The 16,474-nt window shown below is 62.1% G+C and carries 17 protein-coding genes; 9 read left to right on the forward strand and 8 right to left on the reverse strand.

All coding sequences use genetic code 11. The features are described from left to right. Positions 1-182: 182 nt before the first annotated feature. From AC1DZ5_RS15125 to AC1DZ5_RS15155, 7 genes are all read right to left on the reverse strand, one after another. Positions 183-1,358: an ABC transporter substrate-binding protein gene (locus tag AC1DZ5_RS15125; protein WP_477890863.1), complete on the reverse strand. Its 1,176-nt coding sequence runs from the start codon at positions 1,356-1,358 to the stop codon at positions 183-185. A 50-nt stretch (positions 1,359-1,408) separates the two neighbouring features. After that, a complete protein-coding gene (locus AC1DZ5_RS15130) occupies positions 1,409-3,262 on the reverse strand; it encodes an AMP-dependent synthetase/ligase (protein WP_477890458.1) in 1,854 nt (617 codons plus the stop codon). 4 nt (positions 3,263-3,266) lie between these two features. After that, positions 3,267-4,064 carry an ABC transporter ATP-binding protein gene (locus AC1DZ5_RS15135; RefSeq protein WP_477890460.1) on the reverse strand — a complete coding sequence of 266 codons (798 nt, stop codon included), beginning with the start codon at positions 4,062-4,064 and terminating at the stop codon, positions 3,267-3,269. After that, the gene (locus AC1DZ5_RS15140; protein ID WP_477890462.1) at positions 4,061-4,885 is read right to left on the reverse strand and encodes an ABC transporter ATP-binding protein; all 825 of its coding nucleotides are present in this window, start codon (positions 4,883-4,885) and stop codon (positions 4,061-4,063) included. The genes AC1DZ5_RS15135 and AC1DZ5_RS15140 overlap by 4 nt, the downstream gene beginning before the upstream one ends. After that, complete coding sequence (locus tag AC1DZ5_RS15145; protein WP_477890464.1) at positions 4,882-5,958, reverse strand: branched-chain amino acid ABC transporter permease; 1,077 nt, start codon at positions 5,956-5,958, stop codon at positions 4,882-4,884. The genes AC1DZ5_RS15140 and AC1DZ5_RS15145 overlap by 4 nt, the downstream gene beginning before the upstream one ends. Further along, positions 5,955-6,851 (reverse strand): branched-chain amino acid ABC transporter permease, encoded by an 897-nt coding sequence (locus AC1DZ5_RS15150; protein ID WP_477890466.1) that lies wholly within the window; start codon positions 6,849-6,851, stop codon positions 5,955-5,957. Before AC1DZ5_RS15150 ends, AC1DZ5_RS15145 begins: the two co-directional genes overlap by 4 nt. Before the next feature lie 99 nt (positions 6,852-6,950). Beyond that, positions 6,951-7,367: an acyl-CoA thioesterase gene (locus AC1DZ5_RS15155; protein WP_477890468.1), complete on the reverse strand. Its 417-nt coding sequence runs from the start codon at positions 7,365-7,367 to the stop codon at positions 6,951-6,953. A gap of 40 nt (positions 7,368-7,407) precedes the next feature. Here AC1DZ5_RS15155 and AC1DZ5_RS15160 point away from each other — a divergent pair, with 40 nt between their 5' ends. Next, a complete protein-coding gene (locus AC1DZ5_RS15160) occupies positions 7,408-9,243 on the forward strand; it encodes an ABCB family ABC transporter ATP-binding protein/permease (RefSeq protein WP_477890470.1) in 1,836 nt (611 codons plus the stop codon). 140 nt (positions 9,244-9,383) lie between these two features. Continuing rightward, on the forward strand, positions 9,384-9,992 hold the full coding sequence (locus AC1DZ5_RS15165; RefSeq protein ID WP_477890472.1) for a hypothetical protein: 609 nt from the start codon (positions 9,384-9,386) through the stop codon (positions 9,990-9,992). Positions 9,993-10,012: 20 nt separating this feature from the next. Here the strand turns inward: AC1DZ5_RS15165 and AC1DZ5_RS15170 are convergent, their stop codons facing one another. Beyond that, complete coding sequence (locus AC1DZ5_RS15170; protein WP_477890474.1) at positions 10,013-10,546, reverse strand: hypothetical protein; 534 nt, start codon at positions 10,544-10,546, stop codon at positions 10,013-10,015. Positions 10,547-10,582: 36 nt separating this feature from the next. On the opposite strand from AC1DZ5_RS15170, the gene AC1DZ5_RS15175 reads away from it, so the two are divergent. The 7 genes from AC1DZ5_RS15175 (at position 10,583) to AC1DZ5_RS15205 (ending at position 16,443) form a co-directional block, all read left to right on the forward strand. Beyond that, a complete protein-coding gene (locus AC1DZ5_RS15175) occupies positions 10,583-11,134 on the forward strand; it encodes a hemerythrin domain-containing protein (protein WP_477890476.1) in 552 nt (183 codons plus the stop codon). Between the two features lie 48 nt (positions 11,135-11,182). Further along, positions 11,183-12,157 (forward strand): LysR substrate-binding domain-containing protein, encoded by a 975-nt coding sequence (locus AC1DZ5_RS15180; RefSeq protein WP_477890478.1) that lies wholly within the window; start codon positions 11,183-11,185, stop codon positions 12,155-12,157. Positions 12,158-12,265: 108 nt separating this feature from the next. After that, positions 12,266-13,159, forward strand: coding sequence for an amino acid ABC transporter substrate-binding protein (locus AC1DZ5_RS15185; protein ID WP_477890480.1), 894 nt, complete (start codon positions 12,266-12,268; stop codon positions 13,157-13,159). A 148-nt stretch (positions 13,160-13,307) separates the two neighbouring features. After that, positions 13,308-14,207 carry a transporter substrate-binding domain-containing protein gene (locus AC1DZ5_RS15190; RefSeq protein WP_477890482.1) on the forward strand — a complete coding sequence of 300 codons (900 nt, stop codon included), beginning with the start codon at positions 13,308-13,310 and terminating at the stop codon, positions 14,205-14,207. Positions 14,208-14,298: 91 nt separating this feature from the next. Next, positions 14,299-15,018, forward strand: a complete 720-nt coding sequence (locus tag AC1DZ5_RS15195; RefSeq protein WP_477890484.1) for an amino acid ABC transporter permease — start codon at positions 14,299-14,301, stop codon at positions 15,016-15,018. 1 nt (position 15,019) lies between these two features. Next, positions 15,020-15,688: an amino acid ABC transporter permease gene (locus AC1DZ5_RS15200; RefSeq protein ID WP_477890486.1), complete on the forward strand. Its 669-nt coding sequence runs from the start codon at positions 15,020-15,022 to the stop codon at positions 15,686-15,688. Positions 15,689-15,705: 17 nt separating this feature from the next. Continuing rightward, the gene (locus AC1DZ5_RS15205; protein WP_310340438.1) at positions 15,706-16,443 is read left to right on the forward strand and encodes an amino acid ABC transporter ATP-binding protein; all 738 of its coding nucleotides are present in this window, start codon (positions 15,706-15,708) and stop codon (positions 16,441-16,443) included. Positions 16,444-16,474 lie beyond the last annotated feature (31 nt).

Consider the following 16,474-nt stretch of genomic DNA (forward strand, 5'->3'; position numbering starts at 1 on the left):
ACTTGCAGCGTCTTCTAGACCAGGCCCGCTACTTCGTGCTGCCCGTGCGACGCACGGATCGCAGTTTCCCACGCCAGGTCAAACGCTCTACGCGCAGCAAGTACCCATCAAAAAAATGCCAGTCAGCTCTTAACTGACTGGCATTGACCTTCCGGTGGCTGTTTTTGAGTGGCGCAAGCGTCTTACTTCTTCAACGCCGGGTCACCCACGTACTCCGACACCACCTTCCATTTACCGTCGGTGATCTGCGAGATGCGGGACGCACTGCTGCCCAGACGCTTGGTGGCGCTGAACGACTGGGGCGCGCTGCCGAAGATGTCTGATGGAATGCTCAGCGTGTCCATCACCTTGATAAAGCTCTCGGTGCTCAGGTTCTTGCCTGCTTTGCCCGCCACTGTCGCGAAGGTGTTGAGGATGTTGTAGCCGTAGACCGAAAACACCGTGGGGTCTTCGTTGAACTTGGTCTTGTACTTGTTGGCCCAGAAGCGAATGGGCGGCGACTGCTCATCCGTGTAGGGGTTCTGCACAGTCATGGTGGCGTAGAAGCCGTTCATGGCGGGACCACCCAGTTTGTGGATCAGGTCGGTGTAGGCCGCGCTGGACCCGATGAAGGTCGGGCTGTAGCCCAGCTTGCGGGCCGTGCCAATGGCGCCAATGGTCTCGCGGATGATGGTGCCGAGCACGATGAAGTCGCAGCCGCTGGCCTGCATCTTCGAGACTTGCGACGAAAAGTCGGTGGCGCCGCGTTTGTACGAGGTCTTCTCGGCAAACTCCATGCCGATGGTCTTCAAGCCGTCCTCGCCGCCCTTGAGCACTTCCAGGCCAAAGTCATCGTCCTGGTACATGGTGCAGACCTTCTTGGCACCTTTTTCCTTCACCAGCTTGGGCACGGCCAGGCGCATCTGGTCATAGTAGGGGGCGGCGTAGGAGTACTTGAGCTTGTGGAAGGGCTCGTACATCTCGCGCGCAGCGGTGATGGGGAAGAAGTTGATCACGTTCTTCTCGAACTGCACGGGCATGGCAGCCATGTTTTGCGCGGTACCGATGTGGCCCACCATCATGAAAATCTTGTCCTGGTTGACCAGCTTCTGCGCAGCCAGCACGGCCTTTTTGGGGTCGTAGGCCGAGTCTTCCACCAGCAGCTTGACCTTGCGGCCGTTGATGCCGCCTTGCTCGTTGATTTCGTCCACGGCCAGTAGCATGCCAAGGCGGGCCTGTTTGCCAAAGCCGGCGATGGGGCCGGACAAGTCCTGGATGGAGCCCAGCAAAATCTCGTCCTTGCTGATGCCTTGCTGGGCCGAAGCCAGCGATGCCGTGAGGGCCAGGGCGCCCAGAGCGGCGGCGGTGCGCAGTGTCATCATGGTGAAAGTCTCCTCGGTTGTAAAAAGGCTGGGCAGCAGTACGCCGCTCAGTGGTACATAGCCTCTATCTGGGCTTCGTATTTTTTCTCCACCAGCTTGCGCTTGAGCTTCATGGTGGGCGTGAGTTCCTCATCTTCCGCTGTCAGTTGGTTTTCCAGCAAGAAGAATTTCTTGATCTGCTCCACGCGGGCAAATTTCTGGTTCACCCGGTCCAGCTCGGCCTGGATCAGCGCCTGCACCTCGGGCGCGCGGGTAAGGGACGTGTAGTTGCTGAAGGGCACATCCGCATCTTGGGCAAACTTTTCCACGTTTTCCTGGTCGATCATCACGATCACGGTCAGGTAGGCGCGCTTGTCGCCAATCACCACCGCATCGGTGATGTAGGGCGAGAACTTCAGGTCGTTCTCCAGCTCGCTAGGCGTGATGTTCTTGCCGCCTGCGGTGATGATGATGTCCTTCATGCGGTCGGTGATGCGGAAGTAGCCATCCGCGTCCACCACGCCCACATCACCCGTGTGCAGCCAGCCATCGGCGGTGAGGGTTTCTGCGGTCTTCTCGGGCTGGTTCAGGTAACCCGCAAACACGTTTTTTCCGCGTACCAGAAACTCGCCCGTGGCCGGGTCCAGCTTCACTTCATTGAAGCCTGCGGCAGGGCCAATAGAGCCCGGTTTGATCTTGTGGGCTGGCACGCCTGTGGCGGCCCCGCAGGTTTCCGTCATGCCCCAGACCTCCAGCATGGGCACGCCCAAGGCCAGGTACCAGCGCACCAGATCGGGCGAGATGGGGGCGGCCCCGGTGACCAGGTAGCGCGCACGGTGGATGCCAATGAGCTTGCGCACATTGTTCAACGCCAGCACCTGGGCCACCTTGAATTTGAATTTGAGCCACCCATCCACGGGCTGGCCAGCCAGCACGCGATCGGCAATGGCCGCGCCCACACCAATGCCCCAGGCGTAGGCGGCCTGCTGCACCCAGCCTGCTTCCTTCAGCGCAATCATCACGCCTGAGTAAAACTTTTCCCACACGCGGGGCACGGCGGTGAAGACCGTGGGTGCAATCTCGCGCACGTTCTCCGGGATGGTTTCGGGGTTTTCCACAAAGTTGAGCTTGGTGCCCGTGTACAGCGCGTAGTACTCGCCGCCCATGCGCTCGGCAATGTGGCACAGCGGCAAAAAGCACATACGCTCGTCCTGCGCGTCTTGTGCAATCAGCGTGTTGAAGCCGCGCACGGTGTAGACCAGGCCCTGGTGCAGATGCATGGCGCCCTTGGGCTTGCCCGTGGTGCCCGAGGTGTAGACCAGTATGGCCAGGTCCTGCGGTTGGCACGCCGCCACGCGCTGCGGTACCGCCTGCGGGAATTCTGCGTTGTAGGCGCGGCCCAGCGCGCGCAGTGCCGCCAGGCTGATCACGCCGGGGTCGTCCAGGCCACGCAGGCCCTCCATGTCAAACACCACAATCTTGCGCAGCCGCGGCAGGTGCTTGCGCACTTCCAGCGCCTTGTCCAGCTGCTCATCGTCTTCCACAAACAGCACGCTGGTGATGGAGTCCTCGCACAGATATTGCACCTGGCTGGGCGCGTCGGTGGGGTAAATGCCATTGGATACGCCGCCCGCCGACAGAATGCCCAGGTCGGCCCACACCCACTCCACCACCGTGTTGGCCAGGATGGACGCCGTGTCGCCCTTAGCAAAGCCCATGCTGATCAGGCCGCCTGCAATCTCGCGCACCGCGTCGGCGGTTTGGTTCCAGGTCCAGCTGCGCCACAGGCCCAAGTGCTTTTGGCGCATCCAGATGTTCGGGCCGCGTTGTGCCACCGCGTTCCAGAACATGGCGGGGATGGTGTCGCCCGCCATGACGATGTCAGCGCGCGGTTGGATGTGTGAGGTGTCCCAGAGTCCCATGCTGCTATCTCCAGGTCTTCTTCTTTTTCCAGCGCCGCTCGCCGCGTACGCCGTCTTCCTTCATGCCCAGATAGAACTCCTTGATGTCGTCCTTCTCGCGCAAATGGGCGCAGGTGTCTTCCATGACGATACGGCCGTTCTCCAGCACATAGCCGTAGTCGGAGGCGTTGAGCGCCATGTTGGCGTTTTGCTCCACCAGCAAGATGGTGGTGCCGCGCTCGCGGTTGATGCGCACCACGATCTCGAAGATCTCCTTGGTGAGCTTCGGGCTCAGGCCCAGGCTGGGCTCGTCCAGCAGAATGAGGTCGGGGTCGGCCATCAGCGCGCGGCTGATCGCCAGCATTTGCTGTTGCCCGCCGGAGAGCAAGCCCGCGTCCTGCGTGGCACGCTCCCGCAGGATGGGGAAGTAGGTGTAGACCGATTCCATGTCCTTGGCCACTCCGTCACGGTCTGAACGCGTGAAGGCACCCATCTGCAGGTTGTCGCGCACGCTGAGCAGCGGAAACACCTCGCGCCCCTCGGGCACATGGCTCAACCCCTCCTGCACGATGTAGGACGGGTCTTGCGCCGTGATGTCTTCGCCCTTGAACTCCACCGAGCCCTTGCGCGGGTCGATGATGCCGGAGATCGTCTTGAGGATGGTGGTCTTGCCCGCGCCGTTGGAGCCCAGCACCGTGGCAATCTCGCCGCGGCGCACCTGCAGGCTCACACCGCGGATGGCTTTGATGGGGCCGTAGGCGCTCTCGACGTTCAGCAGCTTGAGCACCGGCTGGTCGCTGATGGGGGGCGGCTGCGTGCTCATACGGCCTCCTGTGTGGCCTGGCGGCGCAGGGACGACACATCGTCGATCGACCCCAGGTAGGCCTCGATCACACCGGGGTCGGCTTGCACCTCGCGCGGTGTACCCATGGCCAGCACTTCGCCTTGGTTCATGGCCAGCACGCGGTCGCTCACCTTGGAGACCAGGCTCATGTCGTGCTCCACCATCAGCACGGTGATGCCCAGCTCGTTCTTGATGTCCTGGATCCAGAACGCCATGTCGTCGGTCTCTTCCACATTCAGACCGCTGGACGGCTCATCCAGCAACAGCAGCTTGGGCTCGGTGCACAGCGCGCGGGCCATCTCCACCACCTTGCGCACGCCGTAGGGCAGGCCGGCCACCAGCGAGTCGCGGTGGTGCTGCAGGTCCAGAAACTCGATGACCTTTTCGGCTTTTTCACGCGCCAGCAGCTCAGCCTCGCGCACCTTGGGGGTGAAGAACAGGTCTTGCCACAGCCTGGTCTTGCGGTGGGTGTGGCGGCCAATCAGCAGGTTGTGCAGCACGCTGGCGTGCTCAAACAACTCGATGTTCTGGAAGGTGCGTGCAATGCCGAGCGAGGCCACGGCCTGCGGTGGCTGCTCGGTTAGCTTCAGCATGCCGTTGGGGCCCAGGTAGTCGATCGTGCCCGTGGTGGGCGTGTAGATGCGGCTGATCAGGTTGAACACCGTGGTCTTGCCCGCGCCGTTGGGGCCAATCAGCGTGAACACCTCGCCCTGCTTTACGTCAAAGCTTACGTTGTTGACGGCCAGCACGCCACCAAAGCGCACGCTCAAATTCTGGGCGGAGAGAAGGACGTCGTTCATTTCAGCCTGTCCGATTTCTGGAAGGACTTCTGCCGCTTGAACATGCCCTTGCGGTAGAACGGAAACATCTGCAGATAGGTGCGCACCTTCAGCCAACGGCCATACAGCCCCATGGGCTCAAACAGCACAAAGGCGATCAGCACCGCGCCATAGACCACGCCCTGCAAACCAGGCGCCTGGCCTACGGCCTCGGGCAGGTAGTCCTTCACTAGCGAGATGGCTTGCGGCATGGTGATCAGAAAGATGGCGCCCAGAAAAGCCCCATGCACCGAGCCCACGCCGCCAATCACGATCATCAGCAACAGGTCGATCGATTGCAGGATGTTGAACTGGTCGGGTGAGATGAACTGCAGCTTGTGCGCGTACAGCGCACCGGCCACACCCGCCAGCGCGGCCGACAGCGAGAACGACAAGGTTTTGTAATACGCCAGGTGGATGCCCATGCTCTGCGCCGAAATTTCGGAATCGCGGATGGCCACAAACGCGCGCCCCGTGGGCGAGCGCAGCAAGTTCAAGATGCCCAACGTGGCAATGACGGTGACGCTGAGGCAGAGGAAGTAAAACTGCTCGCCCGTTTCCAGAACCCAGCCAAACAGATTCGGCTTGTCAATGTGGATGCCTGCATTGCCCTCGGTGACCGATTCCCAGCGCGCCAGCACTTCTTCCACGATGAAGCCGAACGACAGCGTGGCCATGCCCAGGTAGATGCCCTTGACGCGCAGCGCCGGCAGCCCCACCACCAAACCCACGGCGGCGGACAGCCCCGCCGCGCAGGCTAGCGCCAAGGGGAACGGCATGCCGTGGTGCGTGAGCACCGCCTGCGCGTAGGCCCCCACACCCAGAAACGCCGCGTGGCCCAGCGAGAACAGCCCGGTGAACCCGGCCAGCAGCATGATGCCCAGCCCGGCAATGGAATAGATCAGCACAAAGGTCAGCTGCGCCAGCCAGTACTCGGCAAACAACCAGGGCGCTGCCACCAGCAACAGCATCAGCGCGCTGTACCAGAACAGATGCCCGCCGTGCTTGGCCAGGCGGATGTCCTGCGCGTAGTCCGTCTTGAAGATAAATCTCATACTTTTTTGCGCAGCGTGTCGCCAAACAGGCCGTTGGGTTTGACCATCAGCATGACCAGCACTACGACGTAGGCCGCCGTGTCCTTGAAGCCGTCGGGCAAATAGAAGCCTGAGAACGACTCCACCAGCCCGATCACCAGCCCGCCCACAATCGCGCCTGGCAGGCTGCCGAAGCCGCCCACCACCGCGGCCGGAAAAGCCTTGAGCCCGATGAAGCCCATGTTGGCGTGCACAAAGGTGATAGGGGCCAGTAGCAGGCCCGCAATGGCGGCCACCGCGGCGGCCAGGCCCCAGGCCAGGCCGTTGAGGCGCTGCACCGGGATGCCCATGTAGTACGCGGCCAGCTGGTTTTGCGAGGTGGCCTGCATGGCAATGCCCAGTTTGCTGTAGCGAAACAGCGCAAACAACAGCACACACAGCACGCCGGTGGCGCCAATCACCACCATGTGCTCGATGTTGAGCACCAGCGCGCCGATGCCCATGGCGTTACCGCCGATCTTGATGATTTCGTCCTTGTAGGGCACGGGCAGGGCCTGGGTGTCGGTGCCCATGCCGGGGATCATGGTGATCAGCCCGCGTGCCACGTAGCCAATGCCGATGGTCAGCATCACGATGGAGAAGGCCGGTTGGCCGAGGATGGGGCGGATCACCAACCGCTCCAGCAGCATGCCAAACACGGCCATGCCCAGCACTGCTACCAGCATGGCCGCCCAGTAGGGCATGCCCAAGAGCGTCATGCCCACCAGGCCGCCAAAGGCGCCCAGCATCATCAGCTCACCCTGGGCGAAGCTGACGGTCTCGGTGGCTTTGTAGATGAGCACAAAGCCCAGTGCGATCAGGCCGTAGATGCACCCCTGTGCCACGCCGCTGATCAGCAATTGAAGGAACTGCACCTTGCCTCCTTGTGTTGTGCAGTTCGGTTATAGCTGTGGGACCCTGATTCACCGATAGGGTTGTCACTATTCTCGTAGACCCCTAGAGGGGCGTGTTACTTACAGTGCGCGTTTGGGGATCTCGCGAGGCTGGCCCTTGTCGTCGATGGCCACGTAAGTGAGTGACGCCTCGGTGACTTTGATGTACTGCCCTTGGCTGCCAAAGCGCTCTGCGTACACCTCCACCTTCACGGTGATGGAGGTGCGGCCAATGCGGCTGACCTTGCTGAAGAAGCTCAGGATGTCGCCCACGCGCACGGGTTGCTTGAAGACGAATTCGTTCACCGCCACCGTGGCCATGCGGCCCTGGGTGTAGCGCGCGGGCACCACCGATCCGGCCAGGTCCACCTGGGCCATGACCCAGCCGCCAAAAATGTCGCCATTGGCATTGCAGTCGCCCGGCATGGGGATGACTTTGAGCACCAGCTCCTCATCGGAGGGTAATTGCACAAGCACGGGGCTTGAATTGGTAGACATGGGCACAATCCTTGGTTGGTTCTTCTCTGGATTGTCCCCCATGCGCCCCTCCGGCATCCCTGCCTCCGCCCCTCATGCCGCCGTTGCCACCCCGGGCCCCAGCACGCCGCCCAAGTCGGATTGGGACACCCTGCGCCGCCTGTTTCCCTACCTGTGGATCTACAAGTGGCGTGTGATCGCCGCCCTGACCTTCATGGTGGGCGCCAAGATGGCCAATGTGGGCGTGCCGCTGCTGTTGAAGAACCTGGTGGACGCCATGACGCTGAAGCCCGGCGACCCAGCTGCGCTGCTGGTGGTGCCCGCGGCGCTACTGCTGGGTTATGGGGTGTTGCGCCTGTCCACTTCCCTGTTTACCGAACTGCGTGAGCTGGTGTTCGCCAAGGCGACGGAGGGCGCTGCGCGTTCCATCAGCCTGCAGGTGTTCCGCCATTTGCATGCCCTGAGTCTGCGCTTCCACCTGGAGCGTCAAACCGGCGGCATGACGCGTGACATCGAGCGCGGTACGCGCGGCGTGCATTCGCTGATCAGCTATTCGCTCTACAGCATCATCCCCACGCTGATTGAGGTGACGCTGGTGCTCACGCTGCTGGCCGTCAAGTTTGATGTGTGGTTTGCCTGGATCACGATCGTGGCGCTGGTGGTCTACATCGCTTTCACCATCACCGTGACCGAATGGCGCACCCAGTTCCGCAAGACGATGAACGAACTGGACTCCACCGCCCACAGCCGCGCCATCGACTCGCTGCTGAACTACGAAACAGTGAAGTACTTCAACAATGAAGACTTCGAAGCCCGGCGCTACGACGAAAACCTGGAGCGCTACCGCCGCGCCGCCGTCAAGAGCCAGACCACGCTGTCCATGCTCAACACGGGCCAGCAGCTCATCATCGCCGCCGCGCTGGTCACCATGCTGTGGCGTGCCACCCAGGGTGTGGTGGACGGTCGCATGACGCTGGGCGACCTGGTCATGGTCAACGCCTTCATGATCCAGCTCTACATCCCGCTGAACTTTCTGGGCGTGATCTACCGCGAGATCAAACAGAGCCTGACCGATCTGGAAAAGATGTTCACTCTCATGGAGCGCGAGCGCGAGATTGCCGATGTGCTCGGCGCCCAGCCTTTGCAGCTGGCAGCGGATGGCTCCGACGCCACTGTGCGCTTTGAGGACGTGACCTTTGCCTACGACCCGGCCCGGACCATCCTGCACCACATCAGCTTCGAGATCCCCGCCGGCAAGACCGTGGCCGTGGTCGGCCCCAGCGGCTCGGGCAAGTCCACGCTGGCGCGCCTGCTGTTCCGTTTTTACGACGTCCAACACGGCCGCATCACCATCGCCAACCAGGACATCAAGCAGGTCACCCAAAGCAGCGTGCGCCAGGCGATGGGCATAGTCCCGCAAGACACGGTGCTGTTCAACGACACCGTGGAATACAACATCGCCTACGGCCGCCCCGGTGCCACACGCACCGAGGTGGAGGCGGCCGCCAAAGCCGCCCACATCCACGCCTTCATTGCTGCGGCGCCCAAGGCCTACGACACCATGGTCGGCGAGCGCGGGCTCAAGCTGAGCGGCGGCGAAAAGCAGCGCGTGGCGATTGCCCGCACGCTCTTGAAGAACCCGCCCGTGATGATTTTCGACGAAGCCACCAGCGCGCTGGACAGCGCCAACGAACGCGCCATCCAAGCCGAGCTGCAAAGCGTGGCGCAGAACAAGACCACCCTGGTCATCGCCCACCGCCTCTCCACCGTGGTGGATGCGCACGAGATTCTGGTGATGGACGCCGGCCGCATCATCGAACGCGGCAACCACGCCCAGCTGCTGGCCGCGAATGGTCGCTACGCCGCCATGTGGGCGCTGCAGCAGAGTGCGGAGTGAATTGAGGGCGTTTTAGGTCTCTAGCCCCCGTATTTATTGCGCGAACAGCTCCTGAAACCATAGCAATCAAGTCCAAAACGTAAGGGCAATTGGCGGCCGCGTACACTGCCGCCCTGCTGTCACGCCCCCACCTTTTCCCCATGGACCTCATCCTCATCGCCCTGATTGCCGGCGGCATTCTGTTTCTTAAAAAACGCGACCAGCGCCAGCGCATCGTGTTGCTGGGGCAGGCGCTGTCGCGCTATGACATTGAACGCCTGATGGAGGGGCTGACCGATGGCTACTTGCGTGCGCTGGGCGAAGAGAACGCCGAGCGCCAGGCGCAGGTGTGGAGCTTTCTGGCGGCGCAGGAGGCCAAGCTGGTGGAGCAGTTTCAGGGCTTTGCCGCCGAGTTCGCGGGCGAAGATGCATTGGCCACCCGCGTGAGCAAGCTGCCGGTGGCCATTCCCTATGCGGCGGTGTTTTTGCCCGCGGCCACGTTTGATTTGCGCCGTGCGTTTGCCATCCATGCCCAGGGCCTGGCCCAGGTGGTGGAGAACGCGCAGCAGCTCAGCCCCAAGCGCAAGGCCTTCACGCTGTCGGCCGAACTGTTTTTGATGCAACACAGCTGCCACTGGTTTTGCCGCTCCAAGAGCGTGGCCTCGGCCCGCCTGCTGGCACGCCACAAAACACCGTATGCGCAGGTGCTGGCCTCGGTCTCGCCCGCCACGCGCGCGGCCTACACCGCACTGGTCAGCGGCACGGCCTAGGTCTGCACCGCGTCACGCGCTCATAGCGTGGCGGCGTCCTTGGGCAAGTAGGGTGCGTACACCAGCATCACCGCACATTGCCCGCCGGTTTGCGAGAACAGCAGCCGCGCCTCGGCGTCCCCTTGTGCCCACAGCGTGGCGCGCTGCCACTCGGGTGTGCCCGTGTCTTCCGTGGTGGACACACTGGGTCCCCAGTGGGTTTGCAGATCATTCGCCAACGCCTGCTCCAGCTGCGGCGTGCAGTCCCGCGCCGAGGTAGACGCCCAACGCTGCTCAATGCGCTGCACGCTTTTAGCGCGCAGGTAAAACGTGGTGTCCAGCGCAAGCCCTTGCAGGCGCGCGCCGGGCGCGGTCCAGGTGCCGCGCAGGCCGCGGGGGCCCACCACCGGTTTGGCGGCACGGCGTAGCTCGGGCAGGCGTGCCTGCAGCTCGGTTTCGCTCAGGTGCAGCAGGGTTTCGTCCAGGCGCGTTTGCGCCAGTGCATCGCCACACAGCAGGGTAGTGGCAAGGGTGGCAAGCGGGGCCGAAGTGCAGAGCCAGGTCAATAAACGCATGGGGCCATATTGTGCGGTGCGCCGGATAATGCCGCCATGGCCCGTTCCCCTGTACCGCTGATCGCCCACCCTGCGCCGCGGGCGGGGTTCGAGGCGCCGTTTGAGATGCTGGCCGCATGCCATGAGCGCGTGCACCGCAGCCTGGCGCTATTGCAGCGTTTGCAGCAGCACCTGGTGGACGTGGGCCGTGACGACAACGCCCGCCAGGCCGCACGCGATGTGCTGCGCTACTTTGACGTGGCCGCCCCGCTGCACCACCAGGACGAAGAGTTGCATGTGTTCCCCCCGTTGCTGCTGGGCGCCGACGCCGCGCTGCGCACCCTGGTGCGCCAGCTCATGCAAGACCACCGCGACATGGAAGCCGCTTGGGCCGTGGCCCGCGTGGTGCTGGTGACGGTGGCCGATGAGCGCACCGACGTGCTGACTTTGACCCCGCTGCAGACCGCGGCCCTCGACCGATTTGCCGCGCTGTATGGCCAACATATGGTGCATGAAGACGGCCTGGCCTACCCGGCCGCACTGGCCATGTTGTCGGCCGCCGCGCTGCAGGCCATGGCGCAGGACATGATGGCCCGACGTGGGGTATGACCCGGGGGTGGCTGCGTAACCCATGCAATCCGCGCATAATCGCGGCCCATGGAAACCAAATGGCTTGAAGACTTCGTGTCTTTGGCTGAGACCCGCAGTTTCAGCCGCTCCGCGCAATTGCGCCACGTCACCCAGCCCGCGTTCTCGCGGCGCATCCAGTCGCTGGAGGCCTGGGCGGGCACCGATCTGGTGGACCGCAGCAGTTACCCCACGCGCCTGACCCCGGCGGGCGAAACCTTGTACGACCAGTCGTTGGAAGTGCTGCAGGCTCTGCAAAGCACGCGCGCCATGCTGCGCGGGCATACCACTGCCGCGCAGGACGTTGTGGAGTTTGCGGTGCCGCACACGCTGGCCTTCACCTTCTTCCCGGCCTGGGTGTCGGGCTTGCGCGAGAAGTTTGGCCCGCTCAAAAGCCGCCTGATTGCGCTGAACGTGCACGACGCGGTGCTGCGCCTGGTGGAGGGCAGCTGCGACCTGTTGATCGCCTACCACCACCCCTCGCAGCCCTACCAGCTGGACGCCGACCGCTACGAGATGGTGAGTCTGGGCGAAGAGGTGGTGGCGCCCTATGTGAAGCCCGATGCCGATGGCCAGCCGATGTTCATGCTGCCGGGCAAGGCCGGACAGCCCTTGCCCTACCTGGGTTATGCGCCTGGCGCCTACCTGGGGCAAATGGTGGAACTGATCTTGAAGCAGGCCGATGTGGCCATCCACTTTGACCGCGTGTACGAGACCGACATGGCCGAGGGCCTGAAGGCCATGGCGCTGGAAGGCCACGGCGTGGCATTTTTGCCGTTTAGCGCGGTGAAAAAAGACCTGCGCGCCAAAAAACTGGTGAGCGCCTTGCCGCCCCAGATGAAGGGCCTGCAAATCACCATGGAGGTGCGTGCCTATCGCGAACGCCTCTCGGGCAAAGAAGCCGCCCGCGGCCTGACGGCCGCGCAGCGCGCCCAAACCCGCACACCCAAGGGCTCCGCCCAGGCGCTGTGGGACTACCTGTTGACCCAGGGCTCGGTGGCATAGACATTGCATTCCCTTTTTGCATGCCGCGCGAATGAATCAGCATTGGCGGTCGGTGCCCGGCGTGGCTAGAGTCGCGCCCAGGGCGGAAAACGTGTCGTTGGAGTGGGTATGCAAACCAAACTATGGGTTCGTGGTGGGGCGTTGGTCGCCTGTGCTCTAGTGGGCGCAGTGGCGCAGGCTGGCACCGTGCTAGAGCGCGTGGCCGCTGGCGGCAAGCTGGTGGTTGCGCACCGTGAGTCGTCCATCCCTTTCTCGTACCTGGACACGGAGAAAAAACCCGTGGGCTACGCGGTGGACTTGTGCCTGAAGCTGGCCGAGGCCGTGCGCAAAAAGACCGGCGCCAAGGGCATGCAGGTGGAGTTTGTGCAGGTCAGCCCGGCTAACCGCATTGCCGCGATCGAGGAAGGCAAGGCCGACCTGGAGTGCGGCTCTACCACCAATAACGCTGAGCGGCGCCAAAAGGTGGCCTTCACCATTCCCCACTTCATCACGGGTGCGCGCATGCTGGTGCGCGCCGATAGCAAGGTTGACCGCATTGAAGACCTGTACGGCAAAAAGTTGGTGTCCACCAAGGGCACCACGCCACTCAAGGCGGTCGAGCAGGCCAACCGGGAGCGTCTGCTGCACCTCACCATTCTGGAGGCCCCCGACCACGCCAAGGCCGTGGAGATGGTGGAGAGCGGCGAGGCCGATGCCTTCGTCATGGACGATGTGTTGCTCTACGGCCTAGCCGCCAACCGGCCCCACCCCGAGGCGCTGAAGGTGGTTGGCAAGTTCCTGACCACCGAGCCGCTGGCCATCATGCTGTCCAAGAATGACCCCGAGTTCAAGAAGCTGATCGACGAGGAAATGCGTCGCCTGATCGTAAGCAAGGAAATCCAGCCGATCTACGACCGGTGGTTCCTCAAGGCCATTCCGCCCAACGAGAAGCCGCTGAACCTCCCGGTCAGCTACCTGCTCAAGGACTTCTGGAAGTACCCTACGGATTTCGTTCCGTTCTAAAGAGGAATAAAGTTATTTACCATTTGCATGGTTTCTAGGGGTAAGCAGGTGTCCGGGATTCAGGGCGGCGGCAGTACAGTTGACCGTCAGCCCACCATGCTTGCCAGGTTGCGGGTTTCATCACAGTGATTTTTATTGAAGGAAAAACATGAAAAAGAACGTTCTCATTTTGGGCCTGTTGTCTGCCAGCATCTTCGGTGCCTACGCGCAGAGCAACGACACCCTGGCCAAGGTGAAAGCCGACGGTGCCATCACCATGGGCGTGCGCGACTCCTCTGGCGCCCTGTCGTATGCCTTGGGTGATGGCAAGTACGCGGGCTTCCACGTGGAGGTGTGCCAGCGCATCGTCTCCAACGTGGAAAAAGCCGTGGGCAAGAAGATTGAAACCAAGTACCAATCGGTCACGTCGCAAAACCGAATTCCCTTGATCCAGAACGGTACCGTAGACATCGAATGCGGTTCCACCACCAACAATGCAACCCGCCAAAAAGACGTGGCATTTGTGGTGACCACCTATGTGGAAGAAGTGCGCATTGCCACCAAGGGCAGCTCCGGCATCACATCGATTGCCCAGCTCAATGGCCGCAACGTGGCAACCACGACCGGAACCACCTCCGTGCAGCTGCTGCGCAAGCACGAACGCGCCACCGGCGTGGACTTCAAGGAAGTGTTCGGCAAAGACCACGCTGACAGCTTCTTGTTGCTCGAATCCGGCCGTGCCGATGCCTTCGTGATGGACGGTCAAATCCTGGCTGGCAACATTGCCAACTCCAAGACCCCTGGCGACTACAAGATCGTGGGTGAAGTGCTGTCGGTGGAACCCATCGCCATCATGATCCGCAAGGACGACCCCGCTTTCAAGAAGCTGGCGGATGACACTGTCATTGCCCTCGCCAAGTCGGGTGAATTGGCCAAGATCTACGACAAGTGGTTTGTGCAGCCCATTCCTCCCAAGAACACCCGCGTGGGCCTGCCCGCCAGCGACAGCACCAAGGCCGCCTGGGCTACACCCAACGACAAGCCTGCTGAAGACTACGCCAAGAAGTAATTCGGACCCTTTGGTCTGAGTGTGAACCCGCTGGACCGCATGCCAGCGGGTTTTGTTTTTAGGATGGCGCGCAATTTGCAGTGGAGGTGGTATGCATTGGGATTGGCAGATTTTTTTCAGTGACGACGGCAGTGGCCGGACGTACTGGCAATGGATGATGGAAGCCTGGCGGTGGACGCTGGCAGTGGCCGGCTGTTCCTGGCTGGTGGCGGTGGGTGTGGGGGCCTTAGTAGGCACCCTGCGGACCCTGCCCAACAGCCCTTGGCTGGTGCGTTTGGCCAACGTATGGGTGGAGTTCTTTCGCAACATTCCGCTGCTGGTGCAGATCTTTCTTTGGTACTTTGTGGTGCCGAAGATGTTTCCCTCCTTCCAGGCCGTTCCCGGCTTCGTGCTGGTGGTGTTTGGCTTGGGCTTCTTCACCTCGGCGCGGATTGCCGAGCAGGTGCGCGCCGGTATCCAGGCACTGCCCAAGGGTCAGCGCTACGCCGGCATGGCCATGGGTTTCACCACGGCCCAGACCTACCGCTATGTGATCCTGCCCATGGCGTTTCGCATCATCCTGCCGCCGTTGACCAGCGAGTCCATGAACCTGCTGAAGAACTCATCGGTAGCCTTTGCGGTCTCCATCTCTGAACTCACCATGTTCGCCATGCAGGCCCAGGAAGAAACCTCGCGCGGCGTGGAAATCTACCTGGGCGTGACCGCGCTGTATGCGATTTCCGCATTCGCCGTGAACCGCGTGCTGGCCCTGGTCGAGCGCTCCTTGCAAATCCCCGGCTTCATCGTGGCCGGCGGCACGGGGGGGCATTGACATGTTGGGTCTGGATATTTCCTTCCTGAGTTGGGACGTCATCAACAAGTTTGTACTGGGCGGTCTGCGCTTCAGCGTGCTGCTGACCATCGTGGCCACCCTCGGTGGTGTGTTGTTCGGCACGCTGCTGGCGCTGATGCGCCTGTCTGGCAACAAGGCCATGGGCAGTGCTGCGGCGTTTTACGTCAATGGCATGCGCTCCGTTCCGCTGGTGATGGTGATCTTGTGGTTCTACCTGCTGATCCCGCTCCTCATCGGCAAGCCCATAGGTGCCGAGCTGTCGGCGGCCACCACCTTCATCGCTTTTGAGGCCGCGTATTTCAGCGAGATCATGCGTGCTGGCATCCAGTCCATTCCGCGTGGTCAGGTGTTTGCTGGCCAGGCACTGGGCATGACCTACCGCCAGAACATGGTGCTGGTGGTGCTGCCGCAGGCCTTTCGCAACATGCTCCCGGTGCTGTTCACCCAGACCATCATCCTGTTTCAGGATACGTCGCTGGTGTACGCCATCGGTGCCTACGACCTGCTGAAGGGCTTCACGCTGGCGGGCAAGCTGTATGGCCGCCCCGAAGAGGCGTACCTGCTGGCCGCCGTCGTTTACTTTGTGATCTGTTTTGCGTTGTCCTGGGCTGTCAAACGCCTGCAGGCCCGCATTGCCATCATCCGTTGAACAAGAAGAGATAGAACATGATTGAAATCAAGAATGTGTCCAAGTGGTACGGCCCGGTTCAGGTGCTCAATGACTGCTCCGTCAACATCAACAAGGGTGATGTGGTGGTGGTGTGTGGGCCTTCGGGTTCTGGCAAGTCCACCCTGATCAAGACGGTCAATGGGCTGGAGCCTATTCAGAAGGGCAATATCACGGTGGACGGCGTGCCCCTGCACGACCCCAGCACCGACCTGCCCAAACTGCGCAGCCGCGTGGGCATGGTGTTCCAGCATTTCGAGCTGTTTCCCCACCTCAGCGTCACCGAGAACCTGACCATTGCGCAGATCAAGGTGCTGGGCCGCAGTGCCGACGACGCCAAAGTGCGTGGCTTGAAGATGCTGGACCGCGTGGGCCTGATGGCGCACAAGGACAAGTTTCCCGGCCAGCTCTCCGGTGGCCAGCAGCAGCGCGTAGCGATTGCCCGTGCCCTGAGCATGGACCCTGTGGTCATGCTGTTCGATGAACCTACTTCGGCTCTGGACCCCGAGATGGTGGGCGAGGTACTGGACGTCATGGTCTCCCTGGCCAAGGAAGGCATGACGATGATGGTGGTCACCCACGAAATGGGCTTTGCCCGCAAGGTGGCCAGCCGCGTGATCTTTATTGACGTTGGCGGTCGCATTCTGGAAGATTGCAGCAAGGACGAGTTCTTCGGCAACCCTGATGGGCGCCAGCCACGCACCAAGGATTTTCTCAACAAGATTCTCCAGCACTGAGTCGTTTAGGCCCGCCGCGGCGGCATACAGG

Source organism: Rhodoferax sp. P1_F3 (assembly GCF_056405715.1).